Origin of the sequence: Arsukibacterium ikkense, from assembly GCF_000987775.1 — a bacterium.
GTDB classification, from domain to species: domain Bacteria; phylum Pseudomonadota; class Gammaproteobacteria; order Enterobacterales; family Alteromonadaceae; genus Alishewanella; species Alishewanella ikkense.
Genome location: NZ_LAHO01000001.1, coordinates 179,125 through 200,215 on the forward strand (window position 1 = coordinate 179,125; position 21,091 = coordinate 200,215).

General features: G+C 48.0%; 14 protein-coding genes. All 14 read left to right on the forward strand.

Translation table 11 applies throughout. The annotated features are described in order from the left end of the window. Position 1 precedes the first annotated feature (1 nt). The 14 genes from WG68_RS00825 (at position 2) to WG68_RS00890 (ending at position 20,997) form a co-directional block, all read left to right on the forward strand. Positions 2–385: a VOC family protein gene (locus tag WG68_RS00825; protein ID WP_046555756.1), complete on the forward strand. Its 384-nt coding sequence runs from the start codon at positions 2–4 to the stop codon at positions 383–385. 100 nt (positions 386–485) lie between these two features. Beyond that, complete coding sequence (locus tag WG68_RS00830; protein WP_046555757.1) at positions 486–767, forward strand: type II toxin-antitoxin system Phd/YefM family antitoxin; 282 nt, start codon at positions 486–488, stop codon at positions 765–767. A gap of 17 nt (positions 768–784) precedes the next feature. Further along, positions 785–1,072 (forward strand): type II toxin-antitoxin system RelE/ParE family toxin, encoded by a 288-nt coding sequence (locus WG68_RS00835; protein WP_046555758.1) that lies wholly within the window; start codon positions 785–787, stop codon positions 1,070–1,072. 103 nt (positions 1,073–1,175) lie between these two features. Further along, positions 1,176–3,926: an FAD-binding and (Fe-S)-binding domain-containing protein gene (locus tag WG68_RS00840; RefSeq protein WP_046555759.1), complete on the forward strand. Its 2,751-nt coding sequence runs from the start codon at positions 1,176–1,178 to the stop codon at positions 3,924–3,926. Between the two features lie 105 nt (positions 3,927–4,031). Beyond that, entirely contained in the window at positions 4,032–4,847 is an 816-nt protein-coding gene (locus tag WG68_RS00845; RefSeq protein ID WP_046555760.1) for an alpha/beta fold hydrolase, read from the forward strand. Continuing rightward, entirely contained in the window at positions 4,844–6,328 is a 1,485-nt protein-coding gene (locus tag WG68_RS18975; RefSeq protein WP_052748905.1) for a sensor histidine kinase, read from the forward strand. Before WG68_RS00845 ends, WG68_RS18975 begins: the two co-directional genes overlap by 4 nt. A 299-nt stretch (positions 6,329–6,627) precedes the next feature. After that, a complete protein-coding gene (locus tag WG68_RS18980; protein WP_052748906.1) occupies positions 6,628–9,525 on the forward strand; it encodes a response regulator in 2,898 nt (965 codons plus the stop codon). An 18-nt stretch (positions 9,526–9,543) separates the two neighbouring features. Continuing rightward, positions 9,544–9,933, forward strand: coding sequence for a response regulator (locus WG68_RS00860; protein ID WP_046555761.1), 390 nt, complete (start codon positions 9,544–9,546; stop codon positions 9,931–9,933). A gap of 11 nt (positions 9,934–9,944) precedes the next feature. Then, a complete protein-coding gene (locus WG68_RS00865; RefSeq protein WP_046555762.1) occupies positions 9,945–12,392 on the forward strand; it encodes a HAMP domain-containing histidine kinase in 2,448 nt (815 codons plus the stop codon). A gap of 57 nt (positions 12,393–12,449) precedes the next feature. After that, positions 12,450–15,203 (forward strand): PAS domain-containing protein, encoded by a 2,754-nt coding sequence (locus WG68_RS00870; protein ID WP_046555968.1) that lies wholly within the window; start codon positions 12,450–12,452, stop codon positions 15,201–15,203. 21 nt (positions 15,204–15,224) lie between these two features. After that, positions 15,225–16,850 (forward strand): diguanylate cyclase, encoded by a 1,626-nt coding sequence (locus WG68_RS00875; protein WP_046555763.1) that lies wholly within the window; start codon positions 15,225–15,227, stop codon positions 16,848–16,850. 135 nt (positions 16,851–16,985) lie between these two features. Beyond that, positions 16,986–18,899, forward strand: a complete 1,914-nt coding sequence (gene dnaK / locus WG68_RS00880; RefSeq protein ID WP_046555764.1) for a molecular chaperone DnaK — start codon at positions 16,986–16,988, stop codon at positions 18,897–18,899. 58 nt (positions 18,900–18,957) lie between these two features. Then, positions 18,958–20,097, forward strand: coding sequence for a molecular chaperone DnaJ (dnaJ, locus tag WG68_RS00885; protein WP_046555765.1), 1,140 nt, complete (start codon positions 18,958–18,960; stop codon positions 20,095–20,097). A 99-nt stretch (positions 20,098–20,196) separates the two neighbouring features. After that, a complete protein-coding gene (locus tag WG68_RS00890) occupies positions 20,197–20,997 on the forward strand; it encodes a M48 family metallopeptidase (RefSeq protein ID WP_046555766.1) in 801 nt (266 codons plus the stop codon). Positions 20,998–21,091: the final 94 nt, after the last annotated feature.

Here is a 21,091-nt window from a genome sequence, read left to right on the forward strand (position 1 = left end):
GATGCGTATAGAGCATGTGGCCTTTAATGTGGCCCAGCCGCAACAAATGGCTCTTTGGTACATCGAGCATTTGGGTTTTAGCCTGAAGCGAGCGTTACATGATCCGGCTCAAACCCATTTTCTGGCCGATGACAGTGGCGTAATGATGGTTGAAATTTATTGTAATCCGGCCGATCAGGTACCCGACTACGCCAGTATGGACCCGCTCATTTTACACCTAGCTTTGGTATCAGCTGATCCCGTCATCGACAGCGCCCGCTTAGTCGCCGCTGGCGCCAGCCATGTGACCGATGTGCATCTTGGCGACGGCTCACATCTGGCCATGCTGCGCGATCCCTGGGGTTTGGCATTACAACTGTGCCGGCGTGGTCCGAAAAGTAGTTGAGTAACATCAATCCTTAAACTGATAAAGACTTCAGATCATTGCCAGTCGGAGTTTTTTAGACTATTGTTTGTACGTAATTTTGTACCGTTGGAAGTCTATTATGAGTCGGATACGTTTTGATCAGGATATTCAGCCGCTATCAGAGTTTCGTGCTGGTGTTGCTTCTTATATAAAGCAGATTAACGAAACACGGCGCCCACTGGTTATTACCCAGCGCGGAAAAGGTGTGGCAGTGGTGCTGGACGTGTCTGAGTACGAAGCTATGCAGGAAAAAATTGAGCTTTTGGAAGAAATGCGCGTTGCAGAAACTCAGCTTGCGCAAGGTGCCGGAGTGTTAAATGAAGATGCCCGTGCACAAGTATTGGACCGCATTAAAAAATGAAGCTGGTTTGATTAAAGATGAACGTGGTTTGGTCCCCTTTAGCTTTAGAAAAGCTGACTGATGCAGCAGAATTTATTGCGCTGGATGACCCCGTTGCTGCTGGGCGTTGGGTAAATGATGTATTCGATAAAGCTCAGTTGTTGGCAACTATGCCTGAAATGGGCCGCGTTGTGCCTGAACTGCTAAATACTGATTATCGCGAAATTATTTTTGGTCACTATCGGATAATATACAGCCTAAGCCATGAGATCCGCATTTTGACTGTGCGCAATTGCCGGCAGATATTCACCCGAGACGATATTTAATCGAACAGCGCTAAGCTTTAAAGTTAAAAAGTTTCTGCAACTGCTCTGCTGTTACCGTTTTATCGGTTAGTCTAGGTTAAGTGTTTTGTCGCCAGAGGTTTGCATGCCACCGCAGTTTATTCAGGCCGTTAAACAGCTTATTCCTGCCGAGCGCTATTTTGACGATGCTATCGCTACGCTGGCGTATGGCACTGATGCCAGTTTTTACCGGCTGTTGCCCAAGCTGGTGCTGCGGGTAGAATCTGAGGCGGAAGTAGTGGCGCTGCTGAAGCTGGCCAATCAATACCAGGTAGCGATGACCTTTCGCGCAGCCGGCACCAGTTTGTCTGGTCAGGCGGTAACGGATTCGGTGCTGCTGGTGCTGGGTGAAAACTGGCAGCAACGTGAGGTGCGTGGCTTAGGTGAGCAAATTCGCTTGCAACCCGGCGTTATCGGCGCCGCGGCTAACAGTGTGCTAAGTAAGTTTCAGCGTAAAATCGGCCCGGATCCGGCATCGATTAACAGCTGCAAAATTGGCGGTATAGTGGCCAACAATGCCAGCGGTATGTGCTGCGGCACTGCCCACAACAGCTTTAATACCTTAGCGGCAATGCGTCTGGTGCTGTTTGATGGCACCGTGCTGGATACTGAAGATAGCGCTAGTGTGGCGGCATTTCGCCACAGCCATGCTGAGCTTTTGGCCGAGCTTGAGCAAATTGGCCGGCAAACCCGTGACAACACAGAGCTATGCGCGAAAATCCGCCACAAATACCGCTTAAAAAATACCACCGGCTTTTCGCTGAATGCCTTAACCGAATTTACCGATCCTATCGATATCCTGACCCATTTAATGGTCGGTTCTGAAGGCTGTTTGGGTTTTATCAGCGCTGTGACCTACAACACTGTGCCGGATTATCCGCACCGGGCCACCGGTATGCTGGTGTTTCCGTCAGTGGCATCTTGTTGCCAGGCGGTCAGGTTGTTAAAGCCGTTGCCGGTATCTGCGGTCGAGCTACTGGACAGGCGCAGTCTGCGCTCGGTTGAACACAAAGCCGGTATGCCTCAGTGGGTGAAACAGGTATCGGAAGGTGCTTGTGCGTTACTGGTTGAAAGTACCGCCGCGTCCAGCCACGTTTTGCAACAGCAATTAGCTGAACTGCGTATTGTCGTGCAGGGCTTTGTGCTGGAGCAGCAGGTTGATTTCAGTACTGACCCGGCGGTGTACAACCAGCTATGGGCCATTCGTAAGGGCACCTTTCCGGCGGTGGGCGCGGTGCGACCAAGCGGTACCACAGTGATTATTGAAGATGTCACTTTTCCATTGGCGCAACTGGCCGCAGGTGTGGCCCGCTTGCAGCAGCTCTTTGCCAAATACCATTATGACGAAGCTATTATTTTTGGCCATGCCTTAGAGGGCAACCTGCATTTTGTGTTTACCCAGGGCTTTGACGAGCCGGCTGAAGTTAAGCGTTACGATAACTTTATGCAGGACGTGACCCAACTGGTGGCCGTGGAATTTGGCGGCTCGCTCAAAGCCGAGCATGGCACCGGCCGCAATATGGCGCCCTTTGTTGAGCTGGAGTGGGGCACTGCAGCCTACCAGCTGATGTGGCGCTTAAAAAAACTGCTCGACCCGCAGCATATTTTAAACCCCGATGTGGTGCTCAGTCATAATCCGCAGCTGCATTTGCAAAATCTGAAACCCTTGCCGCCAACCCATCCGCTGGTCGATAAATGTATTGAGTGCGGCTTTTGCGAGCCAGTGTGTCCATCGCGTAAGCTCACCTTAACGCCGCGCCAGCGCATAGTAACCCAGCGCGAAATCTCCCGGCTGCACACCACGGGCGAGGATAAAAAGCGCCTGGCGGCATTACATAAGGCCTATCAGTATCAGGGCAATGATACCTGCGCCGCTTGCGGCATGTGCAGCAGCGCCTGCCCGGTCGGTATTAATACCGGTGAGTTAACCCGGGCGCTGCGTGCAGACAATAACCGGCGCTGGCAGGGCGTAGCGGCATTAATGGCTCGCCATTTTGCTAAGCTAAGCACCCTGGCGCGGCTTGGCCTGAGTGTCGGTCAGCGCGTTGGCAGGCTGTTGCCCGGCTGGCATAGTGCCATGCCCACCGCCAATCGCGCAAAGTTAACGCCTGGCGCTAGCAGCTTGACCCCGGTTATCTACCTGGCCAGCTGCAGCAGCCGGGTAATGGCGCCGCAGGCCAATAGCCAGGACAGCCGCAGCTTACAGCAGGTAAGTACTGACTTACTGGCCAAAGCCGGTTATCAGCTGCTGCTGCCACCGGGCCTGGCGAATCAATGCTGCGGCATGCCGTTTTTAGCAAAAGGCCAGTTTGCCGCGGCAGAGCAAAAACAACGCGAACTGAACCAGTGGTTACTTAACAATAGTAATAATGGCCAGATCCCGATTTATTCAGACAGCAGCCCCTGCAGTTTAACGCTTTACGGCAAGCTCGACCCGCGGCTGCGCATTTACGATAGCATTGATTTTATCAGCGAGTTTGTGCTGCCAAAGCTGCAGCTCACGCCATTACCACAGCCGGTGGCACTGCATATCACTTGCAGCGCCAGCCAGTTGGGTCAGGCAGCAAAACTAGAGCAATTAACAGCCGCCTGCACTACGCAGCTGGTCATTCCCGAGGGGATCAGTTGCTGCGGCTTTGCCGGTGATAAAGGTTTTATCCTGCCCGAGCTGAACGCCTCAGCGCTGTCGGGTTTGGCCGGGCAGGTGAGTAAGTGCTCACGGGGGGTATCGAGCAGCCGAACTTGTGAGATTGGCTTGTCACGCCACAGTGGCATCGAATATCAGCATCTGCTGTATTTGTTGGATCAACAAAGTGAGCAGATATCTGGTGATTAACGGCTGAAGTAGATATATTCAGTTGTTCTTAATGCAAATAGTGACGATGGCCTACTGTCCGTTTATCGGCAGTTGATAACGTAGCGTCCATTTTGGGAGAGCTTGATGAATGTATTAAAAAGAAACAATGTGCATGTCAGCGGCACTAAAAATTCACCAGTCATTATGTATGCCCATGGTTTTGGCTGCAGCCAGGCCATGTGGGCGGCTGTTACCCCTGCATTTAGCCATTGCAGCCAACAAATTTTGTTTGACTATGTTGGCAGCGGTCAGTCAGATATCAGTCAATACAGTTTTTCACGTTACGCAGATTTAAACGGCTATGCTCAGGACATTTTGGATATTTGCGATGCGCTTGAGCTCTCAAAAGATATTATTTTTGTTGGACACTCAGTAAGCTGCAGCATTGGCATTCTTGCCGCTAATCGACGGCCTGGCTTGTTTAAATCAATGATTTTACTTGGGCCATCCCCCTGTTTTTTAAATATGCCGCCTGATTATGCCGGTGGATTTGAGCAAGCCGATTTAGATGGTCTCATTGCACTGATGGACCAGAACTATCTCGGCTGGGCCAATTATCTTGGGCCCGTTGTTGCTGGGGTGGGCGCGGATCCGCAGATTGCGGGGCAGTTATCTGATAGCTTTTGCTCTACTGACCCTGTGATTACCAGACAATTTGTGCATGCCACCTTTTTTGCTGACAACAGAGCCGATTTTGCAAAATTAACCGTGCCAGCATTAATACTGCAGCATAAGGTTGACGCCCTTGCCTCAGTTGACGTTGGCCAGTTTGTTCATCATCAGATAAAAAATAGTCAATTGGTTATTCTGGATGTTGCCGGACATGCTGCGCATATGAGCCATCCGGCTATAGTGATTGACGCCATGCAAAGCTTCCTGCCACAGGAGTTTAACTGTTGAGTGAGCAGTATGAACTGAATGCGCTGCCCTGCGCGGTTATAGTGACTGACACGGTTGGCGCTATTCTGTTTATAAATAAGTGGGCAGAAACTGCGTTTGGTTTAAATAAGTCTGGCTTGCCTCAGACACTGGAACAATTGCTTCCTCTTGCCGCCCAGGTTTTTTTACAAACACATATATTGCCGATGCTTCGTAAGGAAGGGGTGATTAAAGAGATATATATACAAATAAAAGGCAGCCAGCCTGCTCAGATCCCAATGCTGATAAATGCTGAGCAAGGTTCATTTAATGGTGTAGATTGCTATCGCTGGGTAATGTTGCCAGCTCAGCACCGTGCTGAGTTTGAACAACAGCTATTAAAGAGCCGACGGCAAGTCGAAGATTTCGCCAGAGAGGCGGAGTCAGGCAGACTGATTTTGCAAGCGGTATTAGATGGTGTAAAAGATGTTGGTATTTTGGCGCTGTCTGCGGACGGCAGTATTGAATTTGCCAATAGCGGCGCAGAATTAATTTTTAACGCCGCGGCTGATGAGCTGGCGAACAGCCAGATAGTCGATTGGCTTCGTTTATCCGAAGAGTTTAGCCAGGCTTTTTCGGTGCTGTCAGATGCCAATGCTATTCAGCCAATCGAACAGCAACGCGATTTTGAAACCTTGCTGAATTTAAGTGATGGCCGGCAAATTGATGTACAAGTACAACTTAGACGGTTGGAACCATACCAAACAGTAAAAGCACTAAGTTTTATTCTTATTATCACCGATATTCAACAGCGTAAGCGTTATCAGGCGTTACAGGATAACTTTATTGCCAATATCAGCCACGAACTCAGAACGCCACTTACCACTATTCTTGCTGCGCTTAAGTTGCTGTCTGTGGATAAAACATCCAGTTTTTCGCTGAAAACAGAGAAGTTGGTCGACTTAACCTTAAAAAATGCTAACAGGTTGCATCAGCTAATTTTAGACATTTTAGATTTTTCAAAACTGTCCGCCGGAAAAGTGTCTGTGCAGGTACAATTTACACCCTTGGCAACGCTTCTTGAGCAGGCAATAAATGAACAACTGTATTACCTGCCTGAAAAGCAAATTTGTATAAAATTAGCGCCGGTTGAAACAGATATTAATATCCAGACGGATGCCTGTCGTTTTTTGCAGGTTATGTCTAACTTACTTTCAAATGCCAAAAAGTTTTCACCCGCTAGAAGTGAGATAACAATACAAACAGAAATTGCTGATGGTTTTGTTAAAGTAAGTATTGTGGACGAGGGAGCAGGTGTTTCTAAACATTTTATTCCAATGCTGTTTACCCAATTCAGCCAGCAGGACGATACCGCAAGCAAGGTATTCGAAGGGACCGGCTTGGGGTTGTCAATTTGTAAACAACTTACCGAAGCAATGGGAGGACAGATTGGCTATCAACCAGGTCCGGCTGGTGGGGCAACTTTTTGGTTTACGGCTTTGTTAGCACCAATGAACCACTAATATTTTGTCAAGGTAACAGTCAACTTAGAGCCTTGCTTAAGGCGTATTGAATTTTCCTGCAGAATATCAGCTTTGAGGCTTAAGTTTTGCCTATACTTAATCTGCATGACACGCCACTTATTAGTATCCATAGGCTTTATATCCATCATCAAAAAAACTTATATAAATCTTATAATTACCACAGCATATCGCTGCAAATTTGTTAATTTATTTTAAATATGGTTGCCACTTTATTCTTAACTTGCATTTAACCTATAAATGCCTAATTCTGTTTGTCAGGCTAACAAGGAGATTGCAAGTTGTTTAACATCATCTGGCAAAAAGCTAATCCTTATAAACTCTACGTGGTAGTGGCAGCTTTAGTTTTTTTTGTTTTTTTGCTGGCAGCCTGGCACTCCGCCACACAGCGTCAACATTATCACGAAAATTTAATTGCTGAGTTTGCTTCTGTACAGCAGGCTAAACAGCAAGTCTTGCAGCAAGAGGTCGGGCATCAATTGGAGATAGCGGTAAAACTTATTGCCGCTGATAGGCAATTAACCGAATTGATACTGCAAGCGGCAGCACGTTATCAACAAGAGGGCGCTAATGCTGATTTAAGCTCTTTGCGCCAGCAAATAGCGCCCATTTTAGACAGATATTGGCAAACGTTAACCCCTTCAGGCGCCAGCCAGTTGCACCTGCACCTTGCTCCCGATGCCTTTACTTTACTTCGTGCTCACCGCCCGGAACGGCACAGTGATAGTTTGGCTAATGTCCGGCCCATGATAATGCATAGCCTGAACACCGCCATGCCGGTCACGGCAACAGAGCAAGGCCGGCATGGTTTAGGTTTGCGTTCAGTAGTGCCAGTTTTTAATCAGCAGCAACAGATGGTGGCGGCGATAGAATTAGGTTTTGACTTGCAGAATGTGTTTGCGCAGCGACAGGGGCCTGGTGCCACAGCAGCACCGTATAAGGTGGCAGAACAGGGTATTGCACTACTGGTTAAATCTGAAATCACTGAAGTATTTCATCCTGACATAAGGAAGGATTGGCTGCAAACAGAAATGTGGAGTACCTATAACCCCTCAGATATGTTGCAGTTCTGGCTGGAAAATTATCAGATAAAAGGCACGGTTGCACAAGCAACGCAGCAGATACTTCATTTTAACCAGCATACCTTTGTGGTATCACTGCAGCCCTGGCCGGTTTGGGGTGAAACTTTACAGCAAAGCGGCCAGTTAGTGAGCATCAGTTGGCAGGATATCAGTTCGCAAATCAGCGCTCAGCAGAGGGCTGAAACGATTATTTGGTCTATGTGGTTGCTCGCAGGTGTGGTTACGCTGTTGCTGGGAATTTGGTTGGTATTATTTTTAAGGCGTCAGGCTCGCCGTGAAGTGTCCGGCCAACAAAAGTTATTAAAGCAATCTGAGCAAAAATTGTCGGCGCTTTATCAGTTATCGCCTTTACCTATTTTATTAAACCGTTTTAGTGATGGTGCTTTTGTTGAAGCTAACCCGGCAATGGAACAGTTAGTTGGTTATAAGCCGGAAGAATTAAAACAATTAAGTTATTGGGATTTAACCCCGGAGTGTTATGCCGATGCTGAACAGCAGCAGCTTAAAGCGCTGACCGAAACCGGTCGTTACGGCCCTTATATTAAGCAATACAAGCATAAAAATGGCGAGTTAATAGATATTGAGTTAAGCGGTGTGTTGTTTAGTGATGCAAAGGATGAAACCTTTATCTGGACTATTATCAAAGATATCAGTGATATAAAGCGTATTGAAAAATTAAAAGATGATTTTGTTTCCACCGTCAGCCATGAACTGAGAACGCCGCTAACGTCAATTGGCGGTTCACTGGGCTTAGTATTGGGTGGTGCTGCCGGCGAGTTAAGCCCTAAAGCTGCAAAGTTATTGAGCATAGCGCACAAAAATAGTCAGCGCTTAAATATACTGATTAATGACTTGCTGGATATTGAAAAGTTGGTGGCCGGAAAAATGGAGTTTAATGAGGCTGAAGTGCCATTACTCGTGATGTTAGAGGATGTCAAAACTCAAATTCAGCCCTACGCTGAACAATATCAGGTTAGCATTAAGCTTGATATAAAAGACAATGTAAAGTTGTGGGTAGATCAGAGCCGCATACAGCAAGTGCTGGCGAATTTTTTGTCAAATGCGATAAAGTTTTCACCTAAGGGAGGGGAGGTGCTGTTAAGCACGGCGCTTAACGCGCAGCGGGTACGTATTTCAGTTGCTGATAATGGCCCCGGGATTGCTGAAATTGATCAGCATCGGTTATTTAAACGGTTTTCACAACTGGAACAGAACACTGAAAAACTTAAATCCGGCACTGGTTTGGGCTTAGCAATAAGCCGTGAAATCATTTTACAGGCCGGCGGTGAGGTGGGTGTTTCTTCAGTGCCGGGGCAGGGAGCAACCTTCTGGTTTGAATTGCCGGTTTATCAAGTACCTGTCTTTAAAGATGCAGATAATGCAATACTGGTTATTGAGGATGATGCTGACACAGCGCATCTGTTATGTGAGTTTTTAAAAGCAGAAAACTATGCAAGTGACTGGGCGCCTGACATCAGTACTGCCTGGCAAAAATTGGCTAAGCGACAATATTCAGCTCTCACTTTGGATTTAAAGCTTAAAGATGAAAATGGCGCTGATTTTTTTCTGCGGCTGCGTGATAACCCGGCTACCGCCAATCTGCCAGTGTTAATTATTTCAGCCCATATTGAACAAGGGAAGCTACTGCTGGCTGCTATAGCGAATGCGCTAGACTGGATAGAAAAACCGATCAGCCCGGAGATGCTCAGCTTAAAGCTGGGCCAGCTGTTAAGCCAGTTACCCCGGCTGGATCGTGTTCATCGTATTTTGCATGTTGAGGATGACCACGATATTGTCACTATTATGCGATTGCAGCTGGAGCAGCTATGCGAATATCAGGCAGTAGCATCGCTGGCAGCGGCGAAAAAAATACTGCAGCAGCAATTTGATCTTATTTTACTGGATTTAGGCTTGCCCGATGGTGATGGCATCAGTCTGTTAAGCACAATTTCGGCAACTCAGGGTGATATTCCGGTGGTGATATTTTCAGCACAAGACGTAACGCCTGATAACACAGCCAGAGTAAAGGCGGTGTTTAGCAAAAGTCGTATTAATACGGAAGTTTTGGCGAAATACCTTAAAAATATGCTTAATTAAGCTAAGAAGAGGTTGTAAATGGTTTTAGAGCGAGTAATGCATGTTGAAGATGATGAGTCAATTCGCGCTGTGGCGGAAATTGCGCTAACCGATGTTGCGGGTTTTGAGTTGTTAAGCTGTGACAGTGGCCAACGTGCTTTGGCCCAGGTTGAAGCCTTTGCACCGCAACTTATCTTGCTGGATGTAATGATGCCGCAGATGGACGGGCTGCAGACGCTGGCCGGGCTGCGCCAGCTACCCAGTATGGCGCAAGTGCCGGTAGTGTTTATGACCGCAAAAATTCAGCAGGCAGAAAAGCAGCAATACCTGGACGCCGGTGCTATAGCGGTGATTGATAAACCTTTTGACCCTATGCTATTAGGGGATACCTTACATGGCCTGTACCAACAATACCTTGAACAACAGTAGGCCTTAAACTAATGCCAATACCTGTAGCCGCGGGTAAAACCTGGCTTTCTTTTGGTCTGTGGCCAACCTTAGCTGCTACTTTGCTGCTGGCACTGGTTGCCGCTGCGCTAAACTATTACAGATTACCGCTTTTTTTTGGCATCGATTTTATTTTTGGCTCCAGTATCGCCATACTTGCGCTGGTATTATTGGGCGGCAAGGCGGCTCTTGTAATCGGTTGTGCCGGCGCTGCAGTCACTTTTCTGATTTGGGGTCACCCCTATGCCTGGTTCGTTTTTACCCTGGAAATACTCTGGCTAGCGTGGCGTCTGCAACAGGATAAAAGTGCTAATCTGGTGTTGCTAGATCTGCAATTCTGGCTGTTTCTGGGGTTGCCGTTAATCATTCTGTTTTATGCAATGGCACTGGATGCCAGCTGGCATACGGCGGCTTTAATCGGTCTCAAACAAATGAGCAATGCCGTGTTTAATACGTTGTTAGCCAGTGTTGCGTTGCTGTTGCTACAGTTACACCATGGCTTTGCAGCACGTTACAGCCTACCTCAGGTGCAATTACGCCAGCTTATCTTTCACGTTATGATGACACTAACGCTATTAGCTGGCAGTGTGCCGCTGTTACTGGATACCCGCAATCTGCAGCAGGAGTATCAGGCAGGCATTGCGCAACAATTAGCGCAACTAGCTGCAACCGTTGAAAAGCAACTGCAACTACAGGCAACAGCAGCAGATGTTTTTGCAGCAGCTAACCAGCTTGACAAGCTGTTGCAGGCGTTACTCCCGGCAGGCAATTTTGGGCTGGTGCTTATTAACGAGCAGGGACAAATACGCAACGCCGTAGGGGTGATTGAACGCTTTCGCCCGTCCAGTCAGCCTGTACCTGGCCTGGGGTTTTCCCATCATTTACCGACAGATATCACCCTCAGGTTGCAGCGCTGGCGGCAAAGCCGTTACACCCTGTTACAGCCCGTTTCTGGTGTGGAAGGCGTGTTATTTATCGGTATAGAGCGCCCTGCCACTGATATTGTGAGCAAACTGGAACAGGATAGCTCCCGTAAGTTAATGTGGTTTTTTGCCTTTATCCTGCTTGCCATTGCCGTTAGTGCTTTGCTGAGCAAAGCCATCAGCCGGCCACTTCGTAAGCTCGACGCCGCCAGCAAGCAGATTAAAGACAATGTAGCAGCGGGTGTAAGCACCAGGATACCGGCCAGTAGCGTGCTGGAATATAACAGCATTGCCCAAACGTTGATGGCAATGAGTGACGAGCTGACGGCGGCTTTCACTCTAAGTAAAGCTAATCAATCTGATCTTGGCCGTCAGGTATCAGAACACTCAGCGCAATTACTGCAGACTAATAGCCAGTTAGAGGCCATTCTTGCTGCGGCATCAGATTTCTCCATTATTGCAACAAAGCCTGACGGCATTATTACCTTTTTCAGCCGAGGTGCTGAAAAATTAACCGGCTACCAGGCGGCAGAACTGGTTAACCGGCAATCACCCGCGATATTGCATTTGCCCAGCGAGGTACAGCAGCGCGCGGAGCAGCTCACTAAAGAGCTGCAGCAACCCATATCCGGTTTTCAGGCTTTTGTGGTGATGGCTGAGCAAAAGGGTAGTGAAAGCCGCGAATGGCACTACGTGCGAAAAGATGGTCAGACAGTGCTGGTGCAACTGACGGTAACGCCTATTTTCGATGCAAGCAGCATAATTAACGGCTACCTGGGTATTGCTAAAGATATCTCGGAGCGACATCGCAATGAAAAGCTGAAAAATGAGTTTATCTCTACTGTCAGCCATGAGTTACGTACACCACTAACCTCAATTTATGGCGCATTGCGGATGGTCAACTCAGGGCTGTTAGTTGAGCTGCCGCCCAAGGTAGTTAAACTTTTACAGGTGGCTGAAGCCAATAGTCAACGCTTAACCGTACTGATTAATGATTTACTGGATATGGAGAAGCTGTTGGCGGGTAAAATGCAGCTGAATATGCAGATACAGCCGCTGGCGCCTTTAGTGCAAGAGGCGCTGCAAGCCATTGATAGCTATGCTGAACAATATCAGGTAACACTGACTGCTGATTTAGCCATAATGCCGTTGTTTGCCAATGTAGATGCAGCCCGTTTTATCCAGATTTTGCATAACCTGTTATCCAATGCCATTAAGTTTTCAGCAAAAGCATCGACAGTGGTGGTAAGGTTATATCTGCAAAGTGAACAGCTTAAAGTTGAGGTAAGGGATCAGGGAGCCGGTATTGCTGATGAGTTTAAAGCGCGGATATTTGAGCGTTTTTCACAAAGCGATGCGGCCAGTACCCGCCAACATGGTGGCACCGGCCTTGGTTTGGCTATCAGTAAAGAGTTAGTGGTACAAATGGGCGGAGATATCGGTTTTGAATCAACCCTTGGCCAGGGCTCAACCTTCTGGCTGACTTTACCGCAGGCCGCGATGGAGCAGCAAAGCTAAATGTATTAAGCGCAGCACCTAACCAAAAGTCGGATGATAACCACAAAAGTAGGGCTTATGCAGCAACCAGAGATACCAAAAAATGAAAAGCAGCGGCTGGCGGCGCTGCTGAATAGCGCTTTGCTGGATACTGATGCCGAGCCGCGCTTTGATCGGCTGACCAGCCTGGTGCAGCAGTGCTTGGCTACCGAAATTGTCTTGGTGTCGCTGGTAGATACACAGCGGCAATGGTTTAAGTCACGCCAGGGATTAAATGCTTGCGAAACTAACCGCGACATCTCGTTTTGCGGTCACGCTATTTTAGCCGATGACATTTTCGAAGTGTCTGATGCCAGTCAGGATGTCATGTTTGCGGATAATCCGTTGGTAACTCATGCCCCCTTTATTCGCTTTTATGCCGGTGCACCACTACATTTTCAGAGCCAGCGCATTGGTACCTTATGCATTATTGACCCTAAACCCCGGCAGTTATCGCTAAGCGAGCGGCACTTATTGCGGCAGTTTGCTGATGTTATTGAACAGGAAATTGCCGACAGGCTGCAACAGCATTCACAGCAGCAGCTGGCAGCCAGTGAATTAATGTACCGCTCGGTGTTAGAAGGTACCCGCATTGGCACCTGGCAATGGAATGTGCAAACCGGTGAAACAGTATTTAACGAGCGCTGGGCAGAGATTGTCGGTTATGGCTTAGACGAGCTGGCTCCGATAGATATTAATACCTGGTTATCATTAGCTCACCCTGATGATTTAGCTGCATCAGGCAAGTTATTAGAGCAGCACTTCTCCGGCGAGTTAGCATTTTACGACTGTAAATGCCGGATGAAACATAAAAACGGCCACTGGGTGTGGGTGCATGATCGGGGGCAGGTAGTAAGCTGGACGGCAGACAATAAGCCACTAATGATGTATGGCACCCATGCTGATATTACTGAGCAAAAACAAGCGGAGTTAGCGCTTAAAGCCAGTCGTGACCAGTTTCAGACCTTGGTGGCCAACATTCCTGGCATTACCTACCGCTGTAAAGCCGATAAACACTGGACCATGCTGTATATGAGCGGCAGTATCGACCCTCTCTCCGGCTATCCGGCCACTGATTTTATTAATAATAGTGTACGCAGCTATGCCAGTGTTATTCATCCGGATGATCACGAAAGATTAGATTTGGCTGTGGGTCAGGCAATCAACGATAAACAAAGCTGGTTACTGCAATATCGTGTTATGCATAAATCGGGTGCCATACGTTGGGTAGAAGAGCGGGGCCGTGCCGAATATAACGAGCAAGGTGAAGTGAGCTTTCTTGATGGTTTTATTCTGGATATCACTGAAGAAAAAACATTAAAACAACAGTTGTTAAAGCTAACCTCCCAGTTGCCTGGCGTAGTATATCAGTATCAACAATGGCCCGATGGTCGGGCATGTTTTCCATACGCCAGCGCTAACATCCAAAAGATTTATGGTGCTTTACCGGAACAGGTCAAAGATGATGCGACAGCCATCTTTGGTAAAATTTATCCGGACGATCTGGCTGGTCTGGCCAACAGTATCGAACTATCAGCGGCAAACTTGTCGCTTTGGCAGCACCAGTACCGGGTTTGTCTGGACAACAAAAAAACAATCTGGGTGTCAGGTCGTGCTACGCCAGAATCTATCCCTGATGGCAGCACGTTGTGGCATGGCTATATTGAAGATATTACCACTTCAAAACAGCACTATTTAGAGCTGGAACGGCTTAATAAAGAATATCAACTCAGCCAGCAGCGGCTGGAGATGGCCAGTGAAACAGCATTAATCGGTTTCTGGCAGGCATCGTTAAAAACCGGCGAGCTGTGGTGGTCGCCGGTGATATATCAGATTTTTGGTTTTGATAGTAATATTACCCCCAGTGTTGCCTTATTTAAAAGCACCTTGCACCCGGATGATCGCCACCTGGTGGCTGAAAGTGAGCAGCGTGCACTGCAAAGCGGGCTGCATGATGTGGTGCACCGGATTATTCGTCCCGATGGTAATATTCGCTGGGTACATGAACTGGCCCGGTTGTTGCCAGCTGGCGATAGTCCTGACCAAGTGCTGGTAGGTTCAGTGCAGGATGTGACTGAGCGTATGCAACTGCAACAAATGAAAGATGCCTTTATTTCCACCGTCAGTCATGAGCTCAGAACGCCGTTAACGGCCATTAAAGGCGCACTTGGGCTGCTGCATTCCGGAAAGTTGGGGCAGCTACCTGAAAAGGTGCAAAAATTAATAGAAGTAGCCAATAGTAACAGTGAGCGACTGGCGCAACTGATTAATGACTTACTGGATGTAGAAAAACTGGCGGCAGGTAAAATGCCGTTTGATATTCAGCCACTGCTTGTGCAGGCAGAGTTGCAGCAAGCTGTCGACAATCTACAGCCTTTTGCAGGCTTGCATCAGGCAACTATTGCCTTGCAGCCAATAGTTGCAGGATTAAAGGTGCAAGCCGACTCCTTACGCTTACAGCAGGTGCTGACTAATTTACTGTCAAATGCTATTAAGTTTTCGCCTAAACAAGCAAAAGTATTGCTGACAGCAAAGCGACAGCAAAATAAGGTGTTATTTGAAATAGTGGATTGTGGCGCGGGTATTCCTGTTGATTTCCAAAGCCATATTTTTGAGCGGTTTGCTCAGGCAGATGGGTCTAATCAGCGGCAAAGCGGTGGTACCGGTTTGGGACTGGCTATTTGCAAAGAGCTGGTGCAACAAATGGGCGGGAACATAGGGTTTGACTCAGTGCCGGGCAAAGGCACGACTTTTTACTTTGCACTGCCAGTAAAGCCAGATACTATAAACTAAATGAAGGTTAGGAAGTGTGTAATGCCGTCATCCAGAACGCAGGTTGATATTAGCGAGGCTTTTAGCCGGGTAAGAATAAAGTTTGAACAAAGCTTACCTGCGCGCGCTGAAGCCATGCTGGCGTTGGCACTGCAACAAACAAGCGGTAATGAGCTTGGCCAACTAAAAGCGGAAGCGCACAAGTTGGCCGGTGCCTGTGGTACTTTCGGGCATGCCCAGCTTGGCACGCTAGCCAGGAAAATTGAGCAATATGTTGTTGATATTAATGCCTTATCCCCTGAGCTTTGTGCGCGAAAAATTCCTGAATTAAATCAGCTGCTTTATCTGTTTAAACAAAGTGTTGCACAGGCGCTGAGTTCAGCGGCGCCCGTTGCCGCACCAGGTGAGAGCGTCAGCAGTGAACCGCGCGCTATCTGGCTGATGCTTGGTAATCAGCTATTGTCCGCTGAACTGATTTCACAGCTGAAAGCTTTTGGCCATGCGGTGGTGCAACTGCCAGACTTTGATAGTTGTATTAAATTACTGCAAACCGAAACGCCAGCCTTGTTGTTTAGCCAGATAGAGCAGGCTAACGGCGCTGATTTATTTAAACAAAGTTTATTGTTAAATTCACTGCAGCAGCGGCAGTGCCGGCTAATGGTTTTTTCTGAGCAGGATGATTTTGCTTTACGGATTAAAGCCGCGCAGCAATATGCTGACGATTTTTTTGTTTCCCCGCTTGATGTACCCAATATGATAAGCCGTATTGCCGAGCTGCTGGAGCAGGCATCAGGTAGCAAAGGCCGGGTGTACATTGTAGATGATGACACCATGCTGGCAGAGCATTATGCTTTGGTGTTAAACCGGATAGGTATTGAAACGCTGATTAATAAGCAGCCGCAGGCCATTGTTAAAGAGCTTATCAACTTTCAGCCCGATTTAATTCTGATGGATATGTATATGCCTGATTACACCGGTGCTGAACTCGCCGGTGTGATACGGCAATATCCGCCACTGCGCAGGCTGCCTATTGTTTTTTTGTCGTCAGAGCAAAACAAAAATTTACAGAACCGTGCCATGTCGCATGGCGCCGATGACTTTATTACCAAGCCAATTGACGATAATCAACTGGCGCAGGCTGTGAAAGTCCGCCTGGCGCGTAGCATGCAAATAAAAAACCTGGTAGAAAAAGATAGCCTGACCGGATTAATTAAGCACAGCGCTATTAAAGAGGTGGCGGTACTTGAGGTTGAAAGATCTGAGCGAACAGGTAGGCCATTAAGCATTGTGATGCTGGATATCGACCACTTTAAAGCCGTAAATGATAGCCATGGCCATGCCACAGGTGATGTGGTGATTACCGCCTTGGCCACGCTGCTCAGAAAGCGCATCCGCAAAACTGACCGTGCGGGACGATACGGTGGCGAAGAATTTATGCTGGTGTTACCCGATTGCGATGCCGCCCAGGCGCGCCAACTCACAACACAAATATTAGCCAGTTTCGCGGTGCTGCACTTTAATGCCGCCAGCGAGCAATTTAGCTGTACCTTTTCCGCTGGCGTAGCCTCGACCGGGGACAATAGTTACAGCAATGCCGAGCAATTGATTGTCAGCGCTGATGAAGCTTTATATAAAGCCAAACATGCCGGCCGCAATCAAGTGTGTTAGTAATTTTGGTCCGCTCAACATAACTGCTGCTCATTCTAAAATTTTTTAGCTAATAACCTTGAATCGATCAGGGCTAATCCCCACTAATCAGTCAACGCAATTTTTAATTGTTCAGAATATAAGTGGAGAGCAGTTATGGGTAGAATAATCGGTATTGACTTGGGTACAACCAATTCATGTGTTGCTGTGTTAGATGGCGACAAACCTCGGGTGTTAGAAAATGCAGAAGGCACGCGTACCACGCCTTCAATTATTGCTTACGCTGAAGATGGTGAAGTGTTAGTAGGGCAGCCAGCAAAACGCCAGGCCGTGACTAACCCGAAAAATACCTTGTATGCGATTAAGCGCTTAATTGGTCGTCGGTTTGAAGACGAAGAAGTACAGCGCGATATCAAAATTATGCCGTTTAAAATTGTTAAAGCGGATAATGGCGATGCCTGGGTTGAAGTAAAAGACAAAAAACTGGCGGCACCACAAATTTCAGCTGAAGTGCTGAAGAAAATGAAGAAAACCGCTGAAGATTTCTTAGGCGAGCCGGTCACTGCGGCGGTAATTACGGTACCTGCATACTTTAATGATGCGCAGCGTCAGGCTACCAAAGACGCAGGCCGCATTGCAGGTTTAGATGTTAAACGCATTATCAACGAGCCAACGGCTGCGGCACTGGCTTATGGTATGGATAAAAAGAAAGGCGACACCAAGATTGCAGTGTATGACTTGGGTGGTGGTACTTTCGATATCTCTATCATTGAAATTGATGATGTTGACGGCGAGCAAACCTTTGAAGTGTTATCGACCAATGGTGACACCCACTTAGGTGGTGAAGACTTCGACAACCGGGTTATTAATTACCTGGTCGAAGAATTCAAAAAAGAGCAGGGCATGGACTTGCGCAACGATTCACTGGCGATGCAGCGTGTAAAAGAAGCTGCAGAAAAAGCCAAAATTGAGCTGTCATCAGCCTCGCAAACGGAAGTGAATCTGCCATATATCACTGCAGATGCTTCAGGCCCGAAACACTTAAATATTAAAGTAACCCGCGCCAAGCTGGAATCTTTGGTTGAAGACTTAGTGCAGCGTACTTTAGAGCCGCTGAAAAAAGCCTTAGCCGATGCTGATTTAAGCGTCAGCGAAATTAACGAAATTATCCTGGTGGGTGGGCAAACCCGCATGCCTAAAGTACAGGAAGCGGTTACTGCTTTCTTTGGTAAAGAGCCGCGTAAAGACGTTAACCCGGATGAAGCAGTAGCGGTGGGTGCCGCCATTCAGGGCGCAGTATTGTCAGGCGACATTAAAGATGTCTTGCTGCTGGACGTTACGCCACTGTCACTGGGTATTGAAACCATGGGCAGCGTAATGACCGCGCTGATTGAGAAAAACACCACTATTCCGACCAAAAAGTCGCAGGTGTTTTCAACCGCTGATGATAACCAGGCAGCAGTAACCATTCACGTGTTACAGGGTGAGCGTAAGCGCGCAACTGATAACAAGTCACTGGGCCAGTTTAACTTAGAAGGCATTCGTGCCGGTCGCCGTGGCGAGCCGCAAATTGAAGTGACCTTCGATTTAGATGCGGATGGTATTTTGCATGTGTCGGCCAAAGACAAAGACACTGGTAAAGAGCAGAAAATTACCATTAAATCGTCTTCAGGCTTGTCGGAAGATGAAATTGCCGCCATGGTGCGTGATGCTGAGTTGCATGCCGAAGACGATAAAAAGTTTGAGGAGCTGGTGCAAACCCGCAATCAGGCTGATGCTATGGTGCACGCTACCCGTAAGCAGTTAGAAGAAGTGGGTAACGATTTAGCGACTAACGACAAAGAAGCGATTGAAACGGCGATTAGCGAGCTGGAAACAGCGCTGAAAGGCAGCGATAAAGCTGAGATTGATGCTAAATCTCAGGCGCTGATTCAGGCCTCACAAAAGCTGATGGAAGCGGCCCAGGCCAAAACCCAGCAAGGTGGCGCTGATGCCGGCCAGCAGCAAGCTGCAGGTAATGACGATGTTGTTGACGCTGAGTTTGAAGAAGTTAAAGACGACAACAAATAATACGGGCCCGGGCTGCAGTTTACTGCAGCCCTTTGATTAAGAAGTAAACACTGAATTTATGTCAAAGCGTGACTACTATGAAGTATTGGGTGTCGCTAAAGGCGCCGATGATAAAGACATCAAAAAGGCTTATAAACGCCTCGCTATGAAGTTTCACCCTGATCGTACTCAGGGTGATAAAGCCATGGAAGAGAAGTTTAAAGAAGTCCAGGAAGCCTATGAGGTTTTATCAGACGAGCAAAAACGCGCTGCCTACGATCGTTTTGGCCATGCCGGGGTTGATCCTAACCGCGGTGGCGGTGGCGGCGGTGGTGCAGGCGCTGGCGACTTTGGTGATATTTTTGGCGATGTGTTTGGCGATATTTTTGGTGGTGGCGGACGCCGTGGCCAGTCGCGGGCACAGCGAGGCTCAGATTTACGCTACAATCTGGAACTGAATTTAGAAGAAGCCGTGAAAGGTAAGTCGGTCGATATTAAAGTGCCGACCTATGTTAATTGTGATAGCTGTGACGGCTCCGGCGCCAAAAAAGGCACCTCGGCTAAAAGTTGTCCAACCTGCAACGGTGCCGGTCAGGTAACCATGCGTCAGGGTTTTTTTGCAGTGCAGCAAACCTGTCCAACCTGTAATGGTCGCGGTAAGATTATTCCGGATCCGTGCACCAAGTGCCATGGTGAAGGCCGGGTTGAGAAAACCAAAACCTTGTCAGTAAAAATTCCGGCTGGCGTAGACACGGGTGATCGCATTCGCTTAACCGGCGAAGGTGAGGCGGGCATGCATGGTGCGCCAGCAGGCGACTTATACGTGCAGGTTAATGTTAAACCACATGCTATTTTCCAGCGCGATGGCAATAACCTGTATTGCGATGTGCCGTTAAGTTTTGCGACAGCAGCGCTTGGCGGCGAAATTGAGGTTCCCACGCTGGATGGCCGGATTAAACTGAAAATACCCGCCGAAACCCAAACTGAAAAAATGTTCCGGCTGCGCGGTAAAGGCGTGCAATCGGTACGCGGTGGCGGGGTCGGCGATTTGGTGTGCAAGGTGGTAATTGAAACGCCGGTTAACTTAAGTGACAAGCAAAAAGAATTATTGCGCCAGCTGGAAGACAGTATGGGCGGTGAGAGCGAAGCAAAACACCGGCCAAAGTCGAAAGGTTTTTTTGATGGTGTGAAAAAATTCTTTGATGATTTAACTGGTTAAGTAAACATAAAACCACCTTCGGGTGGTTTTTTTTTCAACAACCGATACAATTAGCAGCATGGGTGTATTCCGTGGACAGGCATTAATAAGGATTTCTTTATGCTGAAAAAGTTTTCACTGGCAGCGCTTGCTGCTGTATTCGTGGTTGCCTGCGCGCAATCGCCAACCGGCCGCAATCAGATTATGCTGTTTAATGATAGCCAGCTTAATGCTATGGGGTCGCAAACTTTCGAAACAATGAAAGCGGAAACGCCGATTAGCAAAGACGCCCGCACTAATGACTATGTACAATGCGTCGCCAGTGCCTTACTTAGGGTAACCCCGGAAAAATACCTGACTAACCCCTGGGAAGTGGTGGTATTTGAGAATGATCAGATCAATGCGTTTGCCTTGCCGGGTGGCAAGATTGGGGTGTATACCGGTTTACTGAAAGTGGCCGAGAATCAGGAGCAACTGGCGGCGGTGATTGGCCATGAAATTGCTCACGTGATGGCTGGCCACAGTAACGAGCGTTTATCGACCAATCAGTTTGTGCAATCGGCACTGGCCTTAGGTGATGCCGGCACCCGAGCCTATGGTGTGCGTTATCAGCAGGAAATTATGGCGGCATTAGGCGTAGGGGCGCAACTGGGCGTTGTGTTGCCCTTTAGCCGCACCCATGAATCTGAGGCTGATATCATAGGCCTGGATTTGATGGCCAAAGCCGGCTTTGAGCCGCGTCAGGCAATAAATTTATGGCAGAATATGGCGGCAGCCAGCAGTAACAACACGCCGCAGTTTTTGTCGAGCCATCCGGTGCCAGAGAACCGGATAGCCGAATTAAGGGCCAGAATGCCCGAAGCAATGTCTACCTTTAACGAACGGAAAAAAGCCGGGCGCCTGCCGGCATGCCGTCGCTAGTAGTTGAACATAAATAGCGTCAGCTAAATTTACAAAATTATGTTTTGCTGATGCTGTTTTTTTGCTATTTTTAGTTATATCAATTGATTATGTG